General features: G+C 68.0%; 15 protein-coding genes and 2 pseudogenes. 11 read left to right on the top strand and 6 right to left on the bottom strand.

Features of this window, described 5'->3' with window-relative positions; translation table 11 throughout:
- Nucleotides 1–63: 63 nt before the first annotated feature.
- Nucleotides 64–438 carry a nuclear transport factor 2 family protein gene (locus B4U45_RS14975; RefSeq protein WP_075547991.1) on the top strand — a complete coding sequence of 125 codons (375 nt, stop codon included), beginning with the start codon at nucleotides 64–66 and terminating at the stop codon, nucleotides 436–438.
- Here B4U45_RS14975 and B4U45_RS14970 read toward each other — a convergent pair.
- Nucleotides 435–2,036: a PE family protein gene (locus tag B4U45_RS14970; protein ID WP_219859424.1), complete on the bottom strand. Its 1,602-nt coding sequence runs from the start codon at nucleotides 2,034–2,036 to the stop codon at nucleotides 435–437. The genes B4U45_RS14975 and B4U45_RS14970 overlap by 4 nt on opposite strands.
- Nucleotides 2,037–2,285: 249 nt before the next feature.
- On the opposite strand from B4U45_RS14970, the gene B4U45_RS14965 reads away from it, so the two are divergent.
- On the top strand, nucleotides 2,286–2,519 hold the full coding sequence (locus B4U45_RS14965) for a hypothetical protein (protein WP_063470774.1): 234 nt from the start codon (nucleotides 2,286–2,288) through the stop codon (nucleotides 2,517–2,519).
- Between the two features lie 607 nt (nucleotides 2,520–3,126).
- Nucleotides 3,127–7,737: pseudogene (locus tag B4U45_RS14960) on the top strand (HAD-IC family P-type ATPase); the annotation flags it as partial.
- Here B4U45_RS14960 and B4U45_RS14955 read toward each other — a convergent pair.
- From B4U45_RS14955 to B4U45_RS14945, 3 genes are all read right to left on the bottom strand, one after another.
- The gene (locus B4U45_RS14955; RefSeq protein WP_075548645.1) at nucleotides 7,728–9,314 is read right to left on the bottom strand and encodes an AMP-binding protein; all 1,587 of its coding nucleotides are present in this window, start codon (nucleotides 9,312–9,314) and stop codon (nucleotides 7,728–7,730) included. The pseudogene B4U45_RS14960 and the gene B4U45_RS14955 overlap by 10 nt on opposite strands.
- Before the next feature lie 2 nt (nucleotides 9,315–9,316).
- Nucleotides 9,317–10,225, bottom strand: coding sequence for an SDR family NAD(P)-dependent oxidoreductase (locus tag B4U45_RS14950; RefSeq protein ID WP_075548644.1), 909 nt, complete (start codon nucleotides 10,223–10,225; stop codon nucleotides 9,317–9,319).
- Nucleotides 10,226–10,325: 100 nt separating this feature from the next.
- On the bottom strand, nucleotides 10,326–11,273 hold the full coding sequence (locus B4U45_RS14945) for an oxygenase MpaB family protein (RefSeq protein WP_075548643.1): 948 nt from the start codon (nucleotides 11,271–11,273) through the stop codon (nucleotides 10,326–10,328).
- A gap of 169 nt (nucleotides 11,274–11,442) precedes the next feature.
- On the opposite strand from B4U45_RS14945, the gene B4U45_RS14940 reads away from it, so the two are divergent.
- The 4 genes from B4U45_RS14940 (at nucleotide 11,443) to B4U45_RS14925 (ending at nucleotide 15,994) form a co-directional block, all read left to right on the top strand.
- Nucleotides 11,443–12,048 carry a TetR/AcrR family transcriptional regulator gene (locus tag B4U45_RS14940; protein WP_075548642.1) on the top strand — a complete coding sequence of 202 codons (606 nt, stop codon included), beginning with the start codon at nucleotides 11,443–11,445 and terminating at the stop codon, nucleotides 12,046–12,048.
- A 2-nt stretch (nucleotides 12,049–12,050) separates the two neighbouring features.
- Nucleotides 12,051–13,433 (top strand): adenylate/guanylate cyclase domain-containing protein, encoded by a 1,383-nt coding sequence (locus B4U45_RS14935; protein WP_075548641.1) that lies wholly within the window; start codon nucleotides 12,051–12,053, stop codon nucleotides 13,431–13,433.
- Nucleotides 13,434–13,523: 90 nt separating this feature from the next.
- Nucleotides 13,524–15,770 carry a heavy metal translocating P-type ATPase gene (locus B4U45_RS14930; RefSeq protein WP_075548640.1) on the top strand — a complete coding sequence of 749 codons (2,247 nt, stop codon included), beginning with the start codon at nucleotides 13,524–13,526 and terminating at the stop codon, nucleotides 15,768–15,770.
- Nucleotides 15,770–15,994 (top strand): heavy-metal-associated domain-containing protein, encoded by a 225-nt coding sequence (locus tag B4U45_RS14925; protein ID WP_075548639.1) that lies wholly within the window; start codon nucleotides 15,770–15,772, stop codon nucleotides 15,992–15,994. Before B4U45_RS14930 ends, B4U45_RS14925 begins: the two co-directional genes overlap by 1 nt.
- A 694-nt stretch (nucleotides 15,995–16,688) precedes the next feature.
- Here the strand turns inward: B4U45_RS14925 and B4U45_RS14920 are convergent.
- A complete protein-coding gene (locus tag B4U45_RS14920) occupies nucleotides 16,689–17,333 on the bottom strand; it encodes a TetR/AcrR family transcriptional regulator (RefSeq protein ID WP_075548638.1) in 645 nt (214 codons plus the stop codon).
- Nucleotides 17,334–17,411: 78 nt separating this feature from the next.
- On the bottom strand, nucleotides 17,412–18,518 hold the full coding sequence (locus B4U45_RS14915) for an NAD-dependent epimerase/dehydratase family protein (RefSeq protein ID WP_219859571.1): 1,107 nt from the start codon (nucleotides 18,516–18,518) through the stop codon (nucleotides 17,412–17,414).
- A 357-nt stretch (nucleotides 18,519–18,875) separates the two neighbouring features.
- Between B4U45_RS14915 and B4U45_RS14910 the strand changes: the two genes are divergently transcribed.
- From B4U45_RS14910 to B4U45_RS14895, 4 genes and pseudogenes are all read left to right on the top strand, one after another.
- Nucleotides 18,876–19,943, top strand: a complete 1,068-nt coding sequence (locus B4U45_RS14910) for a PrpF domain-containing protein (RefSeq protein WP_075548637.1) — start codon at nucleotides 18,876–18,878, stop codon at nucleotides 19,941–19,943.
- Nucleotides 19,944–19,946: 3 nt separating this feature from the next.
- On the top strand, nucleotides 19,947–21,209 hold the full coding sequence (locus B4U45_RS14905; protein WP_075548636.1) for an AbrB family transcriptional regulator: 1,263 nt from the start codon (nucleotides 19,947–19,949) through the stop codon (nucleotides 21,207–21,209).
- A 2-nt stretch (nucleotides 21,210–21,211) separates the two neighbouring features.
- Nucleotides 21,212–22,494: pseudogene (locus tag B4U45_RS14900) on the top strand (MFS transporter).
- Between the two features lie 278 nt (nucleotides 22,495–22,772).
- On the top strand, nucleotides 22,773–23,906 hold the full coding sequence (locus B4U45_RS14895; RefSeq protein ID WP_075548635.1) for a PPE family protein: 1,134 nt from the start codon (nucleotides 22,773–22,775) through the stop codon (nucleotides 23,904–23,906).
- The last annotated feature ends 6 nt before the right edge of the window (nucleotides 23,907–23,912 follow it).

Here is a 23,912-nt window from a genome sequence, read left to right as displayed (position 1 = left end):
GCACATTTCTCGGCTTTCTAGCCCCAGCGCGTTGCCTTACTGTTTTTTCGTGGAGCCAACGGCATGACCGAGACCGGCGCAGGAGTCGTCGAGCGTTACCTGGCCTGCCTGGCCGCTCATGATTGGGATGGCCTGGCCGCCACCATCGCCGACGACGGCCTGACGCGGGAGGGCCCGTTTTGCGACGTCATCGAGGGCAAACAGCACTATGTCACCTATCTGCGCAAGGTGCTCACCAATCTCAAAGGCCACCGGCTGCGGGTGCAGCGGGTCTCGAGGGTGCATGCGCGGCTGTCCTACGTCGAGTTGACCGAGGCCTTCAAGATCGACGGCGCTCCGGCCGAATGGCCCGAATGCATCCTTTTCGAGCAGAACGACGACGGGCTGATCTCCCGCGTCAGCGTGTTCTTCAAGCAACGCCGCACTGACGCCGACTAGCTTGCCCCTGCGGCACCGTCGGAGCCGTAGACGGTGCCGCCCTTGCCGCCGGCGCCTCCCGGCCCGCCGAAAATGCCGCCCCCGCCGTCGCCGCCGTCGCCGATCCACCGGGCGTTGCCGCCGTTGCCGCCGGCGGCGGGCTGTCCGATGCTCGTGCCGGCATTGCCACCGGCGCCGCCCCAGCCGATGAACCCCGCGGTGCCCCCATCACCACCGCCGCCACCGCTGATGCCGCCGAGGCCCATCCCCCCGGCGCCGCCGGCTCCGCCCTGGCCGACCAAACCGATCGCGTTGCCACCGTTACCGCCTTTGCCGCCCGGGTCGCCCATTCCGCCCGCGCCGCCGTTGCCGCCGTTGCCGATGACGATGCCGCCGTTACCGCCGACACCACCGGCCGACGAGGTGCCGGCAGTCCCGTACTGCCCGTCGCCGCCGGTGCCGCCGTTACCGAAGAATCCGGCGTCGCCACCGTTGCCGGCAGGCCCCGCGTTGGAGCCGAGGCCGGCGTCCCCGCCGGCGCCGCCATCGCCGAGCATCCCACCGCCCCTGCCGCCGGTGCCGCCGGCACCGCCGTCTCCGTTGACGCCCGCAACGCCGCCAGCTCCGCCGGCGCCGCCGGTACCTATCAGGCCGCCGTTGCCACCGTTGCCGCCGCCACCGCCGTTGTCGTTGCTGCCGAAGCCGCCAGCCCCGCCAACACCGCCGTCACCCACCAGCCCGCCTATTCCACCGGCACCGCCACGGCCTCCGTTGTCGGCGCCGATACCGCCGTCACCGCCGGCCCCGCCGTCCCCTAACAGGCCCGCCTGGCCCCCGTCGCCGCCATTCCCCCCGTTGCCGCTGTTAGCTCCTGGCCCGCTGACCCCGCCCGCCCCGCCGGGCCCACCGTTGCCGAACAACCCGACGGCATTGCCGCCGTCACCACCTGACCCGCCATTGGCGCCCACGGCGATCGCACCCACGCCGCCCGGCCCCCCGGCGCCTCCGTTGCCGAATAGCCATCCGCCGCTGCCGCCTGCCCCGCCCGCCTTTCCGACCACCGAGGCGACCGTGCCCGGACCGCCGGCCCCTCCCGCCCCGCCGTTGCCGATCAGTCCGGCCGACCCGCCATTGCCGCCAAGCTGACCCGGCCCGCCGGAGCCGCCGTTGCCGCCGTTGCCGTAAAGCAGGCCACCCGGCCCGCCGTCCTGCCCGGTGTTGGGTAGACCGTTGGTGCCATTGCCGATCAGCGGGCGGCCCAGCATGGCCTGAGCGGGCGCATTGACCGCGTTGAGCACGTTCTGCTCCAGGGTCTGCAAAGCCTGGAGCGGCGACGCGTTGGCTGCTTCGGCGCCCGCGTAGGACGTCGCACCCGCGCCGAGCGCCCGCACGAATTGGTCGTGGAAATCGACCGCCTGGGCACTCACCGCCTGATACGCCTGCGCGTGCGAATCGAACAGCGCGGCGATGACTGCCGACACCTCGTCGGCCCCGGCGGCCAACACACCCGTGGTCGGGATGGCGGCGGCGGCGTTGGCCGAGCTGATCGCCGCGCGGATGCCCGCGAGATCCGTCGCGGCCGCCGCAACCATTTCCGGTGACGCGATCACAAATGCCATCGCTACCTCTCCCGTCGGAGCGCCACCGAGAAAGTCGGCGAGAATTCAGCGTAACGGGGACTCGACAGCCCCCGGGTAGGAATGTTCCGGTCCCATCGTTATGAATCTGCACCGGACTACCAAACTGGACGCCTTGTCCCGCCATGAGCTGGAACGCAACAGCTCAAGCTCGACTGCCCACCGGCACCCGAAGTCGCGCCAACACTGCGGGTGTTCCCTGGTGCACTGAATTGGCTTACTGTGTGTTGCGTGGAGTCACACGGAACCCCTGAATTGGTGGCCGTCGAAAATTTGCACTCTGGTGACCCGATCACCGATATCAACGGTGGGGGTCAAAGGTACATAGTTCTCGAATCCAAGGCCGTCGGTGATGGCTGCGTGGTTCTTGAACTCGAGTCCAGGGTCGACCATCGACTGCAGGTCATCGAAAAGTCATTCCCCACCGGCTATCACGTTGGCCGGGCGAACCACCGCATTCTGTAGCGGCGAATTTCGTCGCTCGAATATCCGACCCGCGTGGTCCTTTCGGCGGCGACCGGTCGACTCAGCTATTCCGCGACCGGCGACCTCGCCATGGTCCCGACGGCCGCCAACGGACAACCCGCGGCTGCTGAGTACCACCGCGCTGACGATAACCTGATGCGGGCTCATTCCGTGCATATCCTGACCCTGGGTGCCACCGGGATCGCCGCGATGACCGTGTTTCTCGATCCGAGCCTGTTTAGCTCGTTCGGTTTGCCGTCAACTCGGTAGCCGGGTCCACCCGCACGCCGTGTGGACAGGTCGTTGACACGCCGCGAGTATTAGGGCGCGGTAGGCCCGGGCAAGGCACGGTAGGCCGCGGTAAGCACTGAGAGGTGGCGGAATGAAGGTTCCGGGTGTGGCCGACGTCGTCGGCGGGATCACCGGAGGGGCAGCACAGGCCTTGCGGGCCGGGGTGAGTGGTGTGGCCAGCGCTGCGGGCACGGTGGAGATGCTGGCCAGCCCGGTGCTGGAGCTGATCGTTCCGGTGGTGGAGGCCGCGGCTCACTCGACCGGACATGCGCTCGGGATGACGAGTTCGGCTACCGAACGGGCCGGGCGCCTCGCGCCGCCGATGCGTTGGCACAGCGGGCGGCGGGTTCACCTGGACCTCGATCCATTGCTGCCGTTTCCCCGATGGCATGAGCATGCGGCGGTGCTCGAGGAGCCGGTTCGCCGGATTCCGGGAGTCGCCGAGGCCCATGTGGAGGGCGCGTTGGGCCGTCTGGTGCTCGAAATCGCGGCCGATGCCGACAGCGACGCCGTCGTGGACGAGGTGCGCGACACGGTGTGTGCCGTCGCCGCCGACCTGACCTCCACGGTGTCGGCACCGCGGACCGCGCCCTTCGCCGACCCGGGCAACCCGCTGGCCATTCTGGTGCCGTTGACCGCGGCGGCGATGGACGTGGTAGCCCTCGGGGCGTCGGTCACCGGCTGGTTCACCCGGCTGCCCGTCGCGCCGCGAAGTGCGCGCGCGGCGGCCGCGCTGCTGAACAACCAACCGCGGGTGGTGGCGGTGCTGGAGTCGCGGCTGGGCAGGGTCGGCACCGACCTTGCGCTGAGCGCCTCGACAGCCGTGGCGTCCGGATTGAGCCAATCGGTCGGCACCCCGCTGCTCAACCTGGCCCAGCGGGGCCTGCAGCTGTCCGAGGCGGCAGCGCATCGGCAACGATGGCGTGTCCGCGAGCCCGAGCTCGCCTCACCCGGCCGGCCCCAGGCGCCGGTGGTCCCGGTCATCTCGTCGGCGGGTCCCGAGTCGCACGTGCCCCGGCACAACTGGGCGGCCACGGCCGCGGGCGACGCCTCGCACATCGTCGTCGACGGGGCCATCGATGCCGCCATCGACACCGCCAAGGGCTCGATGGCCGGGCCGGTCGAAACCTACGTGGACCAAGCCGCCAACGGCTCGGCGGTGGCAGCGGTGGGCGCGCTGCTGGCCGGCGGCGGACCCGCCGAGGCCGGCGAGGCCATCCTGGCGGGAGTGCCGAAGGCGGCCCACCTGGGTCGGCAGGCGTTCGCCGCGATCCTGGGTCGCGGCCTGGCCAACTCCGGGCAATTGATCCTCGACCCGGGAGCACTGCGGCGGCTCGATCGGGTGAAAGTGGTTGTCATCGACGGCGCCGCGCTGCGCGGTGATCACCGAGCCGTCTTGCGGGCGCGCGGCGACGAGCCGGGCTGGGATGACGACCGCGTCTACGAGGTTGCCGACGCGCTGCTGCACGGCGAGGAGGCACCCGAACCCGACCCCGACGAATTGCCCGCGACCGGCGCGCGGTTGAAATGGGTTCGGGCACAAGGGCCGTCGGCGGCTCCGGCGCAGGGTCTGGAACGTGCCGACCTGATTGTCGACGGCGAGACCGTAGGCAGCGTGGACGTCGGATGGGAGGTCGACCCGTACGCGATCGCGTTGCTGCAGACCGCCCACCGGACCGGAGCACGGGTGATTTTGCGCCACGTCGCCGGCACCGAGGATCTGGCCGCCAGCGTCGGCGCGACGCATCCGCCCGGCACGCCGCTGCTGAGGTTGGTGCGCGAACTGCGGGCGGATCGCGGCCCGGTGCTGCTGATCACCGCGTTGCACCGCGATTTCGCCTCCACCGATACGTTGGCCGCGCTGGCCATCGCCGACGTCGGGGTGGCCCTCGATGATCCCCGCGCGGCGACGCCGTGGACGGCGGACATCATCACCGGCACCGATCTCGCCGCCGCGGTGCGAATTCTGTCGGCGCTGCCGGTGGCGCGGTCGGCCAGCGAATCCGCGGTGCGCCTCGCTCAGGGCGGCACCACCCTGGCCGGCCTGCTGCTGGTCACCGGTGATCCGCGGCGCACCACCAATCCGCTCTCGTTGCGACGCTGGTTCAACCCCGTCAATGCCGCTGCCGCAACCGCTTTGGTGTCGGGAGCGTTCTCGGCCGGCAAGGTGCTGCGGCTGCCCGATCCCACCCCGCAACCGTTGACGGCCTGGCACGCCCTGGACCCCGAGATCGTCTATTCGCGCCTGGCCGGGGGGTCCCGGCCGTTGGCGGACGAGCCTGGCACCCCGGAATGGCGGCGCCGCCTGGACGACCTCTCCTACACCCCGGTTCTGGCGCCGCTGCGCAAACCGGCGAGGAACCTGGTGAAGCTGGCGGCCGCCACCCGGCACGAGCTCGCCGATCCGCTGACTCCGATCCTGGCTGTCGGGGCGGCGGCCTCGGCGATCGTCGGCAGCAACGTCGATGCGCTGCTGGTCGCGGGCGTGATGACGATCAACGCGATCACCGGTGGAGCGCAACGGCTGCGGGCCGAGGCCGCGGCGGCCGAGTTGTTCGCCGAGCAGGCCCAGTTGGTGCGCCGCGTGGTGGTCCCGGCGGTCGCGACCACCCGGCGCCGGCTGGAGGCGGCCCGTACCGCGACCCGGACGGTCACCGTGTCGGCGAAATCGCTACGCACCGGCGATGTCATCGACCTGGCCGCACCAGAGGTGGTACCGGCGGACGCCCGGGTGTTGGTGGCCGAGGACCTCGAGGTCGACGAATCCCTGCTCACCGGTGAGTCGTTGCCGGTCGGTAAGCAGGTGGACCCCGTCGCCGTCAACGACGACGACCGGGCCAGCATGCTGTTCGAGGGCAGCACCATCGTGGCCGGGCACGCCCGGGCCATCGTGGTGGCCACCGGCGTCGGTACCGCGGCGCACCGGGCCATCACCGCGGTCGCCGACGTCGAGACCTCGGCCGGGGTGCAGGCCCGGCTACGGGAACTGACCAGCAAGGTCCTGCCGCTGACGCTCGCCGGCGGTGCCGCGGTGACCGGCCTGGCGCTACTGCGGCGAGCGTCGCTGCGTCAGGCGGTCGCCGACGGCGTCGCGATCGCGGTCGCCGCCGTGCCCGAGGGCCTGCCGTTGGTCGCCACCCTGTCTCAGCTGGCCGCCGCGCAGCGGCTGACCGCGCGCGGCGCGCTGGTGCGCGCCCCCCGCACCATCGAAGCGCTGGGCCGCGTCGACACCGTCTGCTTCGACAAGACCGGCACGCTGACCGAGAACCGGCTACGGGTGGTGTGCGCCATTCCGGGTTCGGCCACGCCGGAACAGTCGTTCCCCGACGCCGCCGACCCGCGCTCGGCGGCGGTGCTGCGGGCCGCCGCGCGCGCGTCCACCCAGCCCCACGACGGACAAGGACACGCCCACGCCACCGACGAGGCGATCCTGGTTGCGGCGAATTCCCTTGACAGCCAAGGTGATTCGGAGTGGACTTTGGTGGCCGAGGTGCCCTTTGAATCCAGTCGCGGCTTCGCGGCGGCCATCGGCAGGACAGCTGACGACGCCCAGCCGGTGCTCATGCTCAAGGGCGCCCCGGAGACGATTTTGCCGCGCTGCCGTTTCGCCGACCCTTCAAAGGAGCAGGCCGACCTCCAACATGCCGAGTCGCTGGTGCACAGTCTCGCCGAGCAGGGCTTGCGGGTGCTCGCGGTCGCCCGGCGCCCCTGGGAGCACGACACCGCCGACGATGACGACACCGACGCCGACGCCGTCGACGCCGCCGCCCACGATCTGGAACTGCTGGGCTATGTCGGCCTGGCCGACACCGCGCGCCCCTCGGCGCGGCCGTTGATCGAGGCGCTGCTGGACGCCGAGCGCCACGTGGTGCTGATCACCGGCGACCATCCGGTCACCGCGCGGGCGATCGCCCGCCAGCTGGGCCTGCCGGCAGACGTGCGAGTGGTGACCGGAGCCGAACTGGCCAACCTCGACGAGGACGGCTGCGCCAAAATCGCCGCCGACGTACCGGTATTCGCCCGGGTCAGCCCGGAGCAAAAGGTCCAGATCGTCGCCGCTCTGCAGCGTTGCGGCCGGGTGACCGCGATGGTGGGCGACGGCGCCAATGATGCCGCCGCCATCCGGATGGCCGATGTGGGTATCGGGGTGAGCGGTCGCGGTTCGTCGGCCGCCCGCGGTGCGGCCGACATCGTCTTGACCGACGACGATCTGAGCGCGCTGCTCGACGCGCTGGTCGAGGGCCGCAGCATGTGGGCGGGGGTGCGCGACGCGGTCACCATCCTGGTCGGCGGCAACGTGGGCGAGGTGCTGTTCACCATTATCGGGACTGCGTTCGGGGCCGGCCGCGCGCCGGTGGGGACCCGCCAACTGCTGCTGGTCAACCTGCTCACCGACATGTTCCCGGCCCTTGCCGTGGCCGTCACGTCGCAATACGCCGCACCCGACGAGGCCGAATACGAGTCCGAGGAAGAGGCCGAAGAGGCCCGTCGCGCCCACCGGCGGGCGGTGCTGACCGGCCCGACGCCCTCCCTCGACGCGCCGCTGATGCGCCAGATCGTCACCCGCGGCGCGGTCACGGCAGCCGGTGCGACGGCGGCCTGGGCCATCGGCCGCTGGACACCGGGAACCGAACGCCGCACCTCGACAATGGGATTGACCGCGCTGGTGACCACCCAGTTGGCGCAGACCCTACTGACCCGGCGGCACAGCCCCCTGGTCGTGGCGACCGCGCTCGGCAGCGCGGCCGTCTTGGTGGGCATCATCCAAACCCCGGTTGTCAGCCACTTTTTCGGATGCACACCGCTGGGCCCAGTCGCCTGGACGGGCGTGTTCGGCGCCACCGCCGGAGCCACCGTGGTCTCGGTGATCGCGCCGAAGTGGTTGGCTAACACCATCGGCGTCGCGCAGGACGACGATCAGGAGTGAGATTCGGGGCCGGCGATGCTCATCAGCTCCTTGCGCAGCACCTTGCCGGTCGTATTGCGCGGGATGCGGCTGACGACGTGAATGTCTCTGGGCTGCTCGAATCGAGAAACCCTGCCCTTCACGTACTCCCGGATCTCTTCCGGGTCGATGTCGCGGTCCGCCCGGGGGACGATGAACGCGGCCAACCGATGACCGAACCGTTCGTCGGGAACACCGATGACCGCGTTCTCGGCGATGTCGGGATGTTGGGCGAGAGCGTTTTCCAGGGCACGCGGATAGACATTCTCGCCACCCGAGAGGATCATGTCGTCTTCTCGCCCAACGATGTACAGCCGGCCGGACTCGTCGAGGTAGCCCATGTCGCCGGTACTGGCCATGCCGTCGATGACGACTTTGCCGCCCCCGCCGGTATAGCCGTCGGATTTCAGTTCACCGCCGACGAAGATGCGTCCGGTGACCCGGGGCCCGACCGGGCGACCGCTTCGATCGAAGATGCGGACCGGGCAACCCGCCACGGGCCTGCCCACCGTTTCCGGAGCGGCCCGCAACTCGGCTGGTGTGGCCAAGGATCCGATGCCGACCTCGGTGGAGCCGTACAGGTTGTAGAGGATGTCACCGTAGGTCTCCATGAACCGTTGCGCCAGCCCCGGATCGAGCCGGTCCCCGCTGGAGATCACCACCCGCAGGCACGGAACCGGGTTTCGCGCCCGTACCCGCTGGGGCAGATCCAGAATGCGGGAAAGCATGACCGGGACCGCGCTCAGCGCGTCGGCCCGATGTAGCGATGCCTGGGCAAGAGCGGCTTCGGCATCGAAGCGTCGCCGGGTCAGCACCGTGCCGCCGAGGCCGATGGTCAGTGCGAGCATGCCGAAGCCCAACCCGTGAAACATCGGCGTGGCCAAGGCCATCCGCGAGCCGACCCGCAGCCGGGTGCGCTCCAGAACTGTCACGCCGACGCCCACGCCCGAACTCACCTTGGGGGTGCGTGGCACCCCCTTGGGCACGCCCGTCGTACCCGAAGTCAACAGGATGATCCGACCCGACGCGACAACCTCGGGCCGCGCACCACCGCGCATGGTGGTGACCGTCTGCGGATCGATTACCGTTGCCGGCTTGCCGGTTTCGGCGACTTGGTCGATGAATTCCTTGTCGCACAGCATTATTCGGATTTGGTGGGAATTCAGCGCGGCCGCCAACGCAGTGCTGCGGAATTCGGTGTTCACCAACACCACGTCGGCGCCCACCAGGCTCGCCGCGAACACCGACGTGACGAAATTGCGGCCGTTGCGGCACATCACGCCCATCGCCTGCCCGGCCCCGGCGCCGGTATCCGAGAGCTCGTGGGCAATCGATTCGGTCATCGACTGCAGCTCGCGGTAACTCAGCGCGCCGTCGTCGTCGATGATCGCGGTCCGGTCCGGCCATCGCGCCGCGGCAACCGCAAGCAGGGTGTACAGATTCATGCCGCCGCGATACAGCTCGCGGGCCAGGCGCAACAGCGCGACCGGGGCAGGCGGACTGAGCAGTCCGGAGAACAGCACCGCCCGAGCCGCCGTGCCGACCACGCTGCTGACCATCGTCACCTTTCCGTCCGGGCCGAGCCGGCGAAGAACCGACGATGCCACAATCCTGCGGCGCGTTCGGCCGGTCCGGCCAGCAACACCGAGGCAAGTTCGGCGGGCCAGAGCCAGGGTGGCTCGTTGGTTCGGGGCCGCTCGATGATCGCCTTGGCGATGGCGTCGGCGGCCTCATCGGGATACAGGCCGGGAAGTCGCCCGAGGATGGGTGTGGGCTCGATCATCCGGGTGCGCACCAGCGCAAAGTAGACCGTAGTCACATCCACACCGTCGACATGCAACTCCGGTGAAACGCTGCGCAGCCAGCGATCGAAGGCTCCCTTGGAGGCCTGGTAGGCCCCCCATTGCGGGCCGGGCACCACGCGTACTCCGACGCTGGAGACGTTGACGATGTGCCCGCGGCCCGCCTCACGCATCGCCGGCAGCAGTCCCAGCAACAGCCAGATCGGCCCCAGGTAATTGATGTCGATGGTGCGCTGGAAGTCGTGCGGCCGGTCGTACTGGTCGTGCAGCGACCGACGCAGCGACTTGCCCGCGTTGCTCACCACGATGTCCAGCGGACCGTGGTTCTCGTTGATGTGCTTGGTCAGTACGCTGACGGCGGCCTCGTCGGTGAGATCGGCCGGATAGGCGATCGCCGCGCCGCCGCCGGCGTTGATGGCCGCGGCGACGTCGTCGAGCCGGTCGGCCGATCGGGCCACGATCAGCACGGTCGCTCCCGCCGCGGCCAGTTTGCGGGCGGTCGCTTCGCCGATACCGTAGGACGCGCCGGTCACCAACACCGTCTTGCCGGAGACGGCGCCGCGCAGTTTGTCGGGATCCGATAGGCGCGCCGGGTTGGCCAGTCTGGTGCCGGCCTGTTCGAAGGCCTGTTCAAAGACCTTCGTAACCGCCTGCGTTGCCCGACTCATCCGACCAGATCTCCCAGTTGCGTTTTCACTATCTTGCCTATCTTGGCAATCTTGGCTCACGACCGCCATCGCGGTGCAACGGGCTCCCGTCTGCGGGGTTCTACCCTGTCGCGCGGCGGTTGTGCAGCGTGCGCGGGTCGACGCCGCAACGGGCCCACGCATCGGCTGCCCAAGGCGCGTAGACCCACCTCAGCGGTAGCCGGTTGATCAGCGGATTCACCGCCCGGACCAGCGCCGCGAACCGCTGGTATCGCTTCTCCTTCCTGGCATCCCAGTCCAGGTCGCAGACGTCGCGCATTTGCGGCGGCAACGTTCCCACGATGACCACCCGGGTGTAGGCGTTCAGTGGCGCAGACAAGACCTTCCAGATCGGGCCGGGAACCTTGCGTGGACCGGGTATCCCTTTGCGCAGGTAACCGGTGCCGTACCGGACCGTCTGGTGCGGGACGAACCGCTCGAGCATGCCCTCCCAGTAGGCGCAGAACTCGTCGTAGGTCTGGGGCTGGCCGCGATCGCTGACGCCGTAAAGGCGATACCAGGTCTTGCTTTCCTCGAAGATCTGCTCCTTCTCGGCGCGGGTCAGCCGCCGGATGAACATGTCCGCCGTGTACAGGATCTGGTCGACGAAGGTGGCATGGGCCCAGTAGAACAACTCCGGGTTAAGCGCGTGATACCTCGAGCCGTCGCTGATGGTGCCTTTGATCGACTTGTGGAAGTCACGCACCGTGCCGCCCCAGGCGGCGGGATCCTCGGAGTACACCGTTTTCATCAGTGGCGGCGCCGTCCGCCGGGCCCTGCCCACGGTGTCGCTGAAGATCACCGAATGATCGAAGACCCCCTGAGCGAGCTGCTCGATGCAGTTTTCGGTGCCCGCGACGCGCTGGAAGCCGAAGATTTGGGTGCGGTAGTCGCCGTAGAACTTCCAGATCAGCGAATCCGGGCCCAGCCGCGGCGACGCGGTGTGGTCAGCGGGTTGCTCGACGAGCACCGGCACCGCTTCCCGCACACCGGTGTCGAATCTCGCGCCGGCGGTCAATTCAGCCGTCATCGGTCCTCCGCGCCGCAACCTGACGAAGCAGTGACACAATTCTGTTTCTTTGTATCAAAGTAGCGGGCTAGATGGACGTCGGCAACGCGGTATCGAAATTGCCGCGACGGTCGTTGATCTGGGCGTGCCACAGCCGCCACGGCAATCTCGAAGGCAGGGCCGAACTATCATGCAGTCCAGGATGGGCGCCGAAACGAGCACCGACACGGCCGAGTCGATCACCGACCTGGACCGAACCATCCTGGACACCGCCCGCACGGTGTTCGAAACCTACGGCCTGCGCCGGGCCAACATCGAAGACGTCGCGGCGCGCGCCGGAGTGAGCCGCAGCACCATCTATCGACGCTTCCCCACCAAGGACGAACTCTTCGAACGCGTCGTGCGCCGCGAAGCCGAACGGTTCTTCACCACGCTCGACAACGCCACCGACGGCCTCGATCCACAGCAGGCGGTGATCGAGGCGTTCACCCTCGGGGTGCGACTGATCAAAGACTCGCCGCTGTATGCGCGCATCGCCGAGAGCGAACCCGAGCTGTTCGGCAGGTTCTCCCGATCGCATGTGTTCCCGATCGGCCAATTCGCCGACGGGATCGCCCGCACGCTGCGGCGCTGCGGTGCCGGCATGCCCGACTCCGACCTCGCTAACATCGCCGACATCCTGCTGCGGGTCGCGGTCGGCATCATCATGTTCCCCACCGACCGCCTCGACACCTCCGACGACGCGGCCGTCCGCGACTACGCCGCCCGCTATCTCGTCCCGATCGTCAGCGGGTAGCCGTGTCCGAGGTGTCCCCCACTCCCAGGACCCGCTACGCCAAGTGCGGCGAACTGGACATCGCCTACCAGGTGCTCGGCGATGGTCCGATCGACCTGCTCGTCGTGCCGGGGCCGACCATTCCGGTCGACACGATCGACGCCGAGCCGTCGATGTACCGCTTTCACCGGCGGCTGGCCTCGTTCAGCCGGCTGATCCGATTCGACCATCGAGGGGTCGGCCTGTCGTCTCGCGTTCCGTCGGCGGAGCTGCTCGGCCCCAAGTTCTGGGCCGAGGACGCGGTCGCGGTCATGGATGCCGTGGGATGCGAGCGAGCCACGGTCTTCGGGTCCGGCTTCACCGCGACGACGGCGCTGCTTTTCGCCGCCCGCTATCCCGAACGGGTGCAGAGCCTGGTGATCGTCGACGGCTCAGCACGCACGATGCGGGCGCCCGACTATGAGATCGGAATCGACTCGAAGACAGCCGACCCATTCCTCACCGTCGCGGTGGAGCCGGATGCCGTCGAGCAGGGCTTTGACGTGCTGCGCATCCTGGCTCCCAGCGTGGCCCGGGACATCGCTTTCCGCTCATGGTGGGATCTGGCGGGCAACCGGGCGGCATCGCCGAGCGCGGCTCGGGCCTTCAACAACGCCGTGCGCGACTCCGACGCGCGCGACTGCCTGCCACACATCACCGCGCCCACGCTGATCCTGCATCGTGCGCGTTCGAGATACGTGCCGGTCGAACACGGCCGTTACCTTGCTGCGCACATCGCCGGATCACGCTTCGTCGAGCTACCCGGCTCCGATTCGCTGTACTGGGTCGGCGACACCGCGGCGCTGCTCGACGAGGTCGAGGAGTTCATCACCGGGGTGCGCGGCTCGCTCACCGAGCGGGTGCTCACCACGATCATGTTCACCGACATCGTCGGCTCGACCCAACGTGCGGCCACCCTCGGTGACGATCGATGGCGCGACCTGCTCGACAACCACGACACTCTGGTCCGTCACGAAATCCAGCGCTTCGGCGGGCAAGAGGTGAACACCGCGGGCGACGGTTTCGTCGCGACGTTCAACAGCCCCAGCGCGGCGATCGCCTGCGCCGCCGACGTCGTTGGCGCGGTCCGGGTACTCGGCATCGAGGTCAGAGTCGGCATCCACGCCGGTGAAGTCGAGGTACGCGGCGCCCGGAAAGGCCACCACGGCGACGTCGCCGGCATGGCCGTGCACATCGGCGCGCGGGTCATGGCGCTCGCCGAACCCGGTGAAGTGCTGGTGTCCTCGACGGTGCGCGACATCGTCACCGGCTCCAAGCACAGCTTCGCCGAGCGCGGTGACCACGATCTCAAAGGTGTGCCGGGCCGGTGGCGGCTGTACGCACTGGTCAACGAGCCTTCCCGATAGCGGGAACCGATTGCCGCCGGTGTCCGACTTGTAGGCTGACAAGGGCACAAACACCAACCCAAGCCAATCCAAGCCAATCCGAGGAGGGCCGTGGCGGCTCCAGTTGTGGGGGACTCCGACCTCGGCTCCGCCCGGCCGTCGCCGACATATATCCAGCTCGATATCGCCGGAATGTCCTGCGCCGCCTGCGCGAGCCGGGTCGAAACGAAGCTGAACAAGGTTCCCGGGGTGCGGGCATCGGTCAACTTCGCCACCCGCGTCGCCACGATCGATGCCGTCGGCCACGCGGTCGACGAGCTGTGCCAGGTGGTCGAGAGCGCCGGATACCACGCGGTCCCGCATGCGGAGTCGGCCACCGACGAGCGCGATCCCGACGCCGAGCATGCCCGCAAACTGTTGTGGCGGCTGCTGGTGGCGGCGGTGCTCTTCGTGCCGCTGGCCGATCTGTCGACCATGTGCGCGCTCGTGCCCAGCGCCAGGTTCCCCGGCTGGGGGTTTGTGCTGACCGCGCTGGCCGCCCCCATCGTGACGTGGGCCGCCTGGCCCTTCCACTCGGTGGCGCTGCGAAACGCGCGGCACCGGACCGCGTCGATGGAAACGCTCATCTCGGTGGGCATCACGGCGGCCACCGCCTGGTCGCTGTCGACGGTGTTCGTCGACAAGCATCCGCGGGAAAGCAGCGGAATCTGGCAGGCGATCCTCAACAGCGACTCCATCTATCTCGAGGTCGCCGCCGGAGTCACGGTCTTCGTCCTGGCCGGCCGGTACTTCGAAGCCCGCGCCAAATCCAAGGCCGGCAGCGCGTTGCGCGCGCTGGCCGCGCTGGGCGCCAAGGATGTGACGGTGCTGCTGCCCGACGGAGCCGAACTGGTGATCCCGGCCGGCGAACTCAAAAGGCAACAGCGCTTCGTGACCCGTCCCGGCGAAACCATCGCCGCCGACGGGGTCGTCCTCGACGGCGCCGCGGCAATCGACATGAGCGCGATGACCGGCGAGGCCAAGCCGGTCCGGTCGGCTCCGGACTCCCCGGTCCTGGGCGGCACCGTCGTGCTGGACGGCCGCCTGGTCATCGAGGCCACCGCCGTGGGCGCGGACACCCAGTTCGCCGCGATGGTTCGCCTCGTCGAGGAAGCACAGGCGCAGAAGGCCGGCGCGCAACGCCTGGCCGACCGGATCTCCGCGGTGTTCGTGCCGGTGGTCTTTGCCATCGCGATCGTGGCCGGTGGGTGCTGGCTGCTCAGCGGGGCCGGCGCGGACCGGGCATTCTCGGTGACGCTCGGGGTGCTGGTAATCGCCTGCCCGTGCGCGCTGGGGCTGGCCACCCCGACGGCGATGATGGTGGCCTCCGGGCGGGGTGCGCAGCTGGGAATCTTCATCAAGGGTTACCGGGCGCTGGAAACCATCCATGGCATCGACACGGTGGTGTTCGACAAGACCGGCACCTTGACCGTCGGCCAGTTGCGGGTAAGCACGGTGACGACGGCCGCCGGGCGCGATTCCGCGGAGGTCCTGGCGCTGGCCGCCGCCGTGGAAGCGGCCTCCGAGCATGCCGTGGCAACCGCCATCGTCGCGGCGTCGCCGGCCCCGGCTCCGGTCGCCGATTTCGCCTCGGTGGCCGGATGCGGCGTGTCGGGACGTGTCGGCGGCCACCACGTCGAAGTCGGCAAGCCCTCCTGGATCACCCGCGACACACCGTCCGACGCCGCGTTGGACGACGCCCGCCGCGAAGGCGAGTCACGCGGCGAGACAGTCGTTTTCGTGTCCGTGGACGGCGTGGCCTGCGCCGCCGTCACGATTGCCGACGCGGTCAAGGAGTCGGCGGCAGACGCGGTCCGGGCGCTACGCAGCCGTGGGCTGCAGACCATGCTGCTCACCGGCGACAATCCGGCCGTGGCCGATGCGGTCGCTTCCCGGGTCGGTATCGACACCGCCATCGCCGATGTGCTGCCCGAAGGCAAAGTCAGCGTGATCCAGCGCCTGCGCGACCAGGGACATACCGTCGCCATGGTCGGCGACGGTATCAACGACGGTCCTGCCCTGGCAGGTGCCGACCTGGGGCTGGCGATCGGACGTGGCACCGACGTCGCGATCGGTGCGGCCGACATCATCCTGGTTCGCGACGACCTGCACATCGTCCCGCAGGCACTGGATCTGGCGCGCGCCACCTTGCGGACCATCCGGATGAACATGATCTGGGCGTTCGGTTACAACGTCGCCGCCATCCCGATCGCGGCCGCCGGCCTGCTCAACCCACTGATCGCCGGCGCCGCGATGGCGTTCTCGTCGTTCTTCGTGGTGTCAAACAGCCTGCGGTTACGTAACTTTGGGAGTCAATGATGGCCGAACAAACCTTCTCCGTCGACGGACTGCGCTGTGCGGGGTGCGTCGACACCGTCACCCACGCGCTGACGGCCCTGGAGCCCGTCAGCTCCGTCGCCGTCGATCTGGACGCCGACGGCCCGTCGACAGTGCGGATTTCGGCCGATGTGGAACTCACCCGCGAACAGGTCCAGGCGGCACTGTCGGGGAGTGGCGACTTTTCCGTCGTCGGCCAGGGGTAGCGCCCATGCTGATCTAGTCACCGCGCTGCGCGGAGTCCCGGACCAGGCGACCACATCATTCACATGGAACCCCAGCCGGTGCGCATTTTGCTCGCCTCACTCGGAATTCATGGGGACCACGAATGCTGCGGTGAGCGATGTCCTGTGGCGCAGCCTTGGATATCTGGCTCTGTTTTCGGCATACCTTGGCTCTGTTTTCGGCACGCCGATACCGCACCTTCGCTCAAACCTCTTGTGATGGGAGGCGTTCGGGGGAAGTCGCGCGCGCTCACCGTTATCGGCTGGTATGCCGCCGTATCGAGTGTGCGGTGACGGCTTTGACTGTGTATGTAAGGCGGGAACATCCACGATCGGCCCGCCCTGACGGCACAGTCGGCGCCATCAGCGCGCACTCGGCGCCATCACCGCGCACTCGGCGCCCCCAGCCGCCGACCCAGCAGCACCAGCACGCGATTTCCTTCTCCTCATGCCGGGGCGCAGTCCCACGACCGCCATTAGCGACAAGCCAAGGGGCGCAACGAATTTGTCGCGGGCAGGCGGGCAGAACGAGACATCCCGAACCCGTGAGACTGATGTGGCTGATGGGAAAGCCGCAGTTGTGTCCTATCACGAGGGCACTAGATCCGCGCCGTCCTAGGCCCAGAACAGCTTTGGGCCAGTAACCATCAAGTAGCGCCGGCCACCGCAACCGCGCTCATCCAGGAAGATGTGCGGGTTCCGCGCTGATCTCCAAAGCATCAGCGGCGGAACGAATTTTGGGTAATCGAGCGGGATCGGCCAGCAACGCGACCAAGGTGAACTCCACGATCTCAACGGGATCGACCGCGAGATCCGGGAACGTCACTGCGTCGAACATCGCCTCGATCAGCCTGGCTACCGAAACCGGATTCAGTTCGCGCACATCGCCTTCGTCCTGTCCCGCCCGAATGAGATCCACGATCACCGGCTCGATCTTCGAAACCAGCGCCTGTTCGGCCGCGAAAGCGTCGTCATGCTGCAGTTCCGGGGTGATGATGATGGCGGCCAGTACGTTGGGCGAGCGATTCACATACTCGTAGGTCTCCAGGAGCCAGCGGTGCAGCTTGACCACCGCCGGGGCGCGCACCGCCGCGAGCTCGTCGGCCACCGCCAGGGGACGCTCCAGAGCGAGCCGCACCAATGCCGCGAGAATGTCTTTCTTCGAGGAGAAGTGCTTGTAGAGGGCCGGCTGCTCGACGCCGACGGCGGCGGCGATCTCCCGGGTCGAGGTGGCGGAGTAGCCCCGCAGCGAGATGAGCTCGGCGGCCGCGCGCAAGATGCGGTCCGCCGTTGGGCTGCGTCGTGCGGCTTCCCCGGACATGCACCTAAGGTAAGCCATCAGCCACCAGCGCAGCTGTGCGGTTCCGGTACGACACGAGCAGCATCGCGGCCCGGCCTCTCAGGCTTCTGCCGCGAGCCGTTGCGCCGGATGCGACCGTGACCGCGGCGCGGTCGCGGGATGTTGGTTACGCGGCGCAACACCGGCACACTGACCGCGGTGGGCCTTGGCAGGCCTGTCGGTCCTGACCGGGTGAAATACCCCTACGTGGTAGGAGCTGCTGGCATATTCCTTGGCGCCCACCAGTTGCGACAGCGGCGTGCGGACCGGTTCGCCGTCGGCCACCCGGGCTGCGACGGCATTCAGATCGAAGCGTGGATTCCATCCCAGTTCCTGGCGGGCCCGGGTGTTGACGTCCACGCGGTCCAGCCGGTCGGGAAACCGCCAGCCACGTTCGGCCCACACCGCCGCGGCATCCGGCACCCGACGCGCCAGCACCGCGGCTGCGTCAGTTCGCAACTCGGCCATGTCCTCCTGAGCGAACGGTGTGGTGGCGGAGATGATGTACCGGGCGAATCCCAGGCTCGGTGCGAGCTGCGCCGCCCTCAGATGCGCGTCGACCGCGTCCTCGAGGGCGACGCGCCGGCATGCATACTCGTTGGCCTTGATGTTGTCGTCGCTGCGACCGTCGTAATCGTCGGGCATATCGTCGAACTCGGCGAAGAACCGCGCCACCCGCAGCACCACACAGGCCAGGCCGTCGTTACGATGCGCCAGCTGGCACAGGTCCTCGGCGGCGGCCTTGGTCACCCCGTAGATGTTTTTCGGTATCGGCACCACCGATTCGTTGATCCAGGCCGCGGGCTCGCCCGGCGGCGGCACCAGCGCGTCCCCGAAAACCGTTGTCGAGGACGTCATCACAAAGGAGCGGACGTTCGCCGCGACCGCGGCGTCGAGCAGATGATGAGTGCCGCTGATATTCGTCTCCACAAATTCATGACTCGGCACGAAGGCCAGCTGCGGCTTGTGCAGGGTAGCCGTGTGAAATACCACCTCTACGCCGGCCATCACCTCGCGCAACAAAGCCGGGTCAGTCACCGATCCGACAACATCGGTCCACTTCGACGGCCGGCTGTCCAGACCGATGACGTCGGCTCCCCGCTGCCGCAGGGTTCGCACCAGTGCCTCGCCCAGGTGGCCGGAGCTGCCGGTCACCAGGGTCCGCATGTTGAGTTCCGGCGTCCGGGTCCACGAGCTCGCCGCGATTGCGGCTTGGCGTTGTTGGTTATCAGTGGATAACATGGGTTTATGGTATCGGCTGATAACCGGATGTCAAGACCTTTTGACGTGGCTTCACGCGGTAGCGGCCGACCCCATAACGCCGATTTTTCGCCGGCGCCCACCCCTTGACCGCCCGGGATATCAGATGATAACTTTTGTTATCAGTCGATAGCCGATGTCAACTGCACCGCCCTCACTGGCAGCGCCGGGCAGTTAGCCCGGCACTCCAAGGAGGGTCCAAAAGCGAATGTCTATGTCCATGGTGAAGCCCAAACCGCCCACCCGGCCGGTAGCGGGCCCCAAATGATCTCGGTGCCAGCGATGTTGATGCGGGGCGGCACCTCCAAAGGGGTCTACCTGCTCAAGTCGGATCTCGATCGCGTCAGTGCAGACCGGAATGTGCTGCTGCCTGCCGTCATGGGCTCACCAGATCACCGGCAGATCGACGGACTTGGCGGCGGCAGCTCAACAACCAGCAAGGTCGCGATAGTCGGGCCGGCGACCCGTCAAGGCAGTGACATCGACTATCTGTTCGCACAGGTGGATGTCGAATCCATGCGGGTGGATTGGACACCGACGTGCGGGAACATCCTCGCCGGGGTGGGACCGTTCGCGATCGAGCGCGGACTTGTCGCACCGGTTGACGGTCACACCTCGATCCGGGTCCATCTGGTTAACACCGGTGCTACCGTGGCGGTTTCGGTGCCCACCCCGGGCGGGCAGGTCGAGTATGCCGGCGAATTCGAAATCAGCGGTGTGCCCGGACGCGCCGCGGCGATCGACATGGTGTTCAGCGAGTTCTGCGGCGGGAGCACCGGGGCATTGTTCCCGACGGGAAATCCCGTCGACGATGTCGACGGAGTCGCGGTCACCGCGATTGACGCCGGGGTGTGCGCCATCATCGCCCACGCGGAAGCGTTCGGGATCGCGGGCGACGAATCGCCGCAGCAGCTTACCGGCGATCGCGAATTGCTGTGCGATATCGAATTGGTCCGGCTGCGTGCTGCGGTCGCGATGGGCCTCGGCGACGCCACCGGACGCGTTCTGCCGAAGGTCATGCTGATCTCCAAGTCGCACCGTGGTGATCTCCGGTCGCGCTACTTCGTGCCGAGCAGCTGCCATCCAACCCACGCGGTTTCCGGGGCGCTATGTCTGGCGACGGCAGCAACCTTCGCCGACACGGTTGTCGGAAGACTTCTCCCGCAACGCTTCACCGCCGGGCCGTTGGTGATCGAACATCCGGTCGGCGCAATGGACGTGGAGGTCGTCGACGGCGGCGGGGCCGACAGGATTTCCGCGGTGCTGCGCAGCACAGCGCGAAAGCTGTTCGACGGCTATGTGTTTGCCGACCTGGGCAAAATGGTCGCCTGAACGATGGATATCCGACAAAAGCTGCGAACCGGCGGTTACTGGTCGTGCTGTCTGCTACTCACGATCACACTTGGGCTGCTGCTCTCGGCATTTCACATGCCGATCGGATGGCTGATCGCCGCGCTGGCCAGTGCCGGATGCATGGCGGTGTTGGCGGGCGGGGAGTTCGTGCCGCACAAGCTTCTGCTTCGGCCGGCGCAGGGATGCATCGGCATGGCGGTCGCCGTGCCGCTGAGCGGCCTGGCCAGTACCACGATCGCCGGATACCTCGGAATCTCTGCGGTGTGCTCCGCAGCGACGCTGATCTTATGCCTGGTCTGCGGCCTTGCCTTGACCCGCGCCGCGAAAACGCTGTCGCCGGCAACCGCGTTGCTGTCGACATTGGCGGGCGGGGCCAGCGGAATATGCACCATGGCACCGGAATTGCGCGTCGATCATCGTTACGTGGCGCTGTCGCAATACCTTCGGGTGGTCGCGGTCGCGCTGACGGTTCCGCTGGTCCTGCAATGTGTCGGCGCTCCAGCGGGCCGGTCGCATCCAGCCGGGAGTCACGCCACGCTGGTCTCCAGTGTGGCCGCGATCGTGGTCATCGTCGCAGCCGGTTACGCCGGATTGAAGTGGAAATGGCCGGCGCCGTTTCTGATCGCTCCCATGCTGGTCGCACTGGTGACTCAACTCCCCGGCCCCGGGCAATTCGTGCTGGCCCTGCCGCCCACGCTCAATGCCGTCGCATACGTCGTGATCGGGTGGCAGGCCGGAGGCGCCCTCACCCTCGGCGCACTCCGTCAATGCCTGCGACTACTGCCTTTGACATGCGCCTTCATCGGAGTCGCCATCGCTGGGTGCTTGGCGTTGACGTTCGTGGTGTCGGCCTGGACCGGTGTGTCCTTTACCCAGGCATATCTGGCGACCACACCGGGCGGAATCTATGTGGCGCTGGCAGCCAGCGACTCGGCGGCCGAGCCGCTGGTGGCGACCATGCAGGTGGTGCGTCTGCTGGTGATGAACATCGCCGCCATCATCGGCAGTAAACTGCTTACCACCCAAAAGGATTCGCGCCCCGACGAACCGCGAGAAGAGCCGCGGCTGCCGGCCGGCGTGCTCGTCGGGGTCGGTCGGACATGGCGACTGGTCCGCGCCGGCCGGTCGACGAGCCCTGCTTTCGACGACCGGCAACGACGGTTGGTTTCCGCCTGCGCCACCGCGTCATCGTCGGAAGCAGCGCCGGCCCCCGGCACGGCATGGAGCTCGGCCCGGGTGCTGTGATGATGGGAATTGTTGCTCAGTTCCGCAGCTTCAATCATCCCAGCCGCGTGCTGATGGTCAACCAGTTCGCGATCAATGTGGGCTTCTACATGCTGATGCCGTACTTGGCCGGCTATCTGGCGGGCCCGCTCGGGCTGGCGGCGTGGGCGGTGGGCCTGGTGCTGGGTGTGCGCAACTTCGCCCCCAGCAGGGCATGTTTTTCGTGGGAGGGACGCTGGCCGACCGGTTCGGCTACAAGCCGCTGATCGTGGCCGGATGTCTGGTGCGTACCGGCGGATTCGTGCTGCTGATGCTCGCACAGTCCTTGCCTATTGTGATAATCGCCTCGGCGGCAATGGGTTTCGCTGGTGCGCTGTTTAATCCGGCAGCGCGCGCCTACCTGGCGGCCGACGCCGAGGACCGCAGGATCGAGGCGTTTGCGATGTTCAACGTCTTCTACCAATCGGGGATTCTGCTCGGCCCGCTGGTTGGACTGGCTTTGGTGGCAATGGACTTCCGGGTATCGGTGATGGCCGCTGCGGTCGTTTTCGCGGCCCTCAGTGTCGCGCAGCTGTTGGCGTTACCCCCGGACAAAGCCGGCCGGGCCGCGGGCAGGGCACGGTATGCGGAGAGGAGCTCGGTCATCGAGGACTGGCGCGCCGTGTTGGGCAACCGATCGGTATTGTGGTTCGCCGCAGCCATGATCGGCGCATATGTGCTGGAATTCCAGATCAACCTCGCCCTTCCGCTGCATGCGTCGCGGCTGGCGCCGCACTCCCAAACCTCCTTGGTGGCAGTGCTATTCCTGATTTCCAGTTTTGTCACGGTGGCCGGCCAGCGCCACCTCACCCGCTGGTTCGGGGCGCGGTGGGAACCCGGGCGGAGCCTGCCCATCGGAGTCATGGCGCTGACGGGATCTTTCGTGCCCCTTGCGGTCGTTCCCAACGAGCAACGGTTCGGTACTGCCGCCGCGGTGCTGGCGCTGTTGCTGTCGGCGAGTCTGCTCGCGCTTGCCGCGGCGGTGGTGTTCCCCTTCGAACTGGACAGGGTGGTCTCGTTATCCGGAGACCGGCTGGTGGCCACCCACTACGGCTTTTACAAGACCGTTGTCGGAATCGGTCTGCTCATCGGCAACCTGGTGATCGGGGTGCTGCTGAGCGCGGCACACCGCTTTAACGTCGACGAATTTGCCTGGGGGGCATTGATTCTCGTGGGGTTAGTTGCGGTGGCGGGCCTGTCTCGGCATGGCAGGCACACCGCACCAGCGAGCGGGCCGGGGCGGGCCGTGGGAGTCGCGGCCGGGTGATCGCCCGCGGCCTTCGTGTCAGCGCTTTGGGCGAGTATCCAGACCGCTCCAGGCGATCTTGACACCAAGTTATCAGCTGATAACCTCAGGTGGAGGTTATCGGCTGATAACTCTCCACCGCCTTCTGTGCTGACTCAAGGAGCAACCTCCATGTCCTCGATGAATCTTGACGCCGAAAAGCCCTGTACTGATTGGCCATTGGCTATGCGGGTGCGGCTGAATGGAATCCGACCGGTGACGGCGCCACGGCGCCTTGTCGAAGCTGTTGGCGGTTAGCCATGCTGGATTTCGCAGCATTGCCGCCGGAGATCAATTCGGGTCGGATGTACGCCGGCGGCGGCTCGGGGTCGTTGCGGGCCGCGGCCGCGGCGTGGGAGGTGCTGGCCGCCGACTTGTACGCGACGGCGGTCGAGTACCTGTCGGTGGTGTCGGGACTGACCGAGGGACCGTGGCGGGGGTCCGTATCGGCGTCCATGGCTGCGGCGGCGGCGCCGTATGTGTCCTGGCTTGCCACCAGCGCGTCCCAGGCACAGCACGCGGCGAGCCAGGCCAGGGCGGCCGCGCACGCCTATGAAATGGCGTTTCAGATGACCGTTCCGCCGGCGGAGGTGGCGGCCAACAGGACGGTGTTGTCCTCGCTCGTCGCGACCAATGCGCTGGGTCAAAACACCACGGCGATCGCGACCACCGAGGCGCAGTACGCCGAAATGTGGGCTCAGGACGCTGCCGCGATGTACGCGTATGCGGCCGCCTCCGCGGCCGCATCCCGGGTGGCGCCCTTCGCCGACCCGCCGCCGACCACCAACGAAGCGGGATTGACCGCCCAGGCCGCTGCGGTGGCCAGGGCCGCCGAGTCGGACGCGCAGCTGACCATGCTGTCGCAACTGCTGTCCCGGGTGCCCCAGGCCCTGCAGGAACTCGCATCACCGATGTTGTCCATGGACCCACCGGATTGGCTGGACTTCATATTTGTCACCGCTGCGCCGCTGATCCTGAGCTCGGTCAGTTCATGTTTGGGGCTGACCCAGTCGCTGGCGTCGCTCTCGCTGGTGGCGGGGTCGGCGGCGCAGGTCGCCACCGGCGACGCGGCGTCGTTGGGTTCGGCGCTGGCGGGTGGGATTGGTTCGGTGGCCGGTATGTCGTCGGCCGGTGCGGCGATGCCGGCGAGTTTGGGCGGAGCGGGATCGATCGGCGGGTTGTCGGTGCCGGCAAGCTGGGCCGCGCTTCCCGCGGCCGGCTCTGCCGCCGCGGCGCTCCCGACCAGCTGGGGCGTGGTGCCCGAAAGCGCGCCAGGCGCGCCGGGGATGCCCGGTGTTCCGATTGCCGGGACATCCGGGCAGAGCATAGGCGGTGCGGTACCGCGATACGGCTTTCGTCCCATGGTCGTGCCACGTCCGCCGGCGGCCGGATAGCGCACT

This window comes from Mycobacterium persicum (assembly GCF_002086915.1).
GTDB lineage: Bacteria > Actinomycetota > Actinomycetes > Mycobacteriales > Mycobacteriaceae > Mycobacterium > Mycobacterium persicum.
This window is presented reverse-complemented; position numbering and strand designations above follow the sequence as displayed.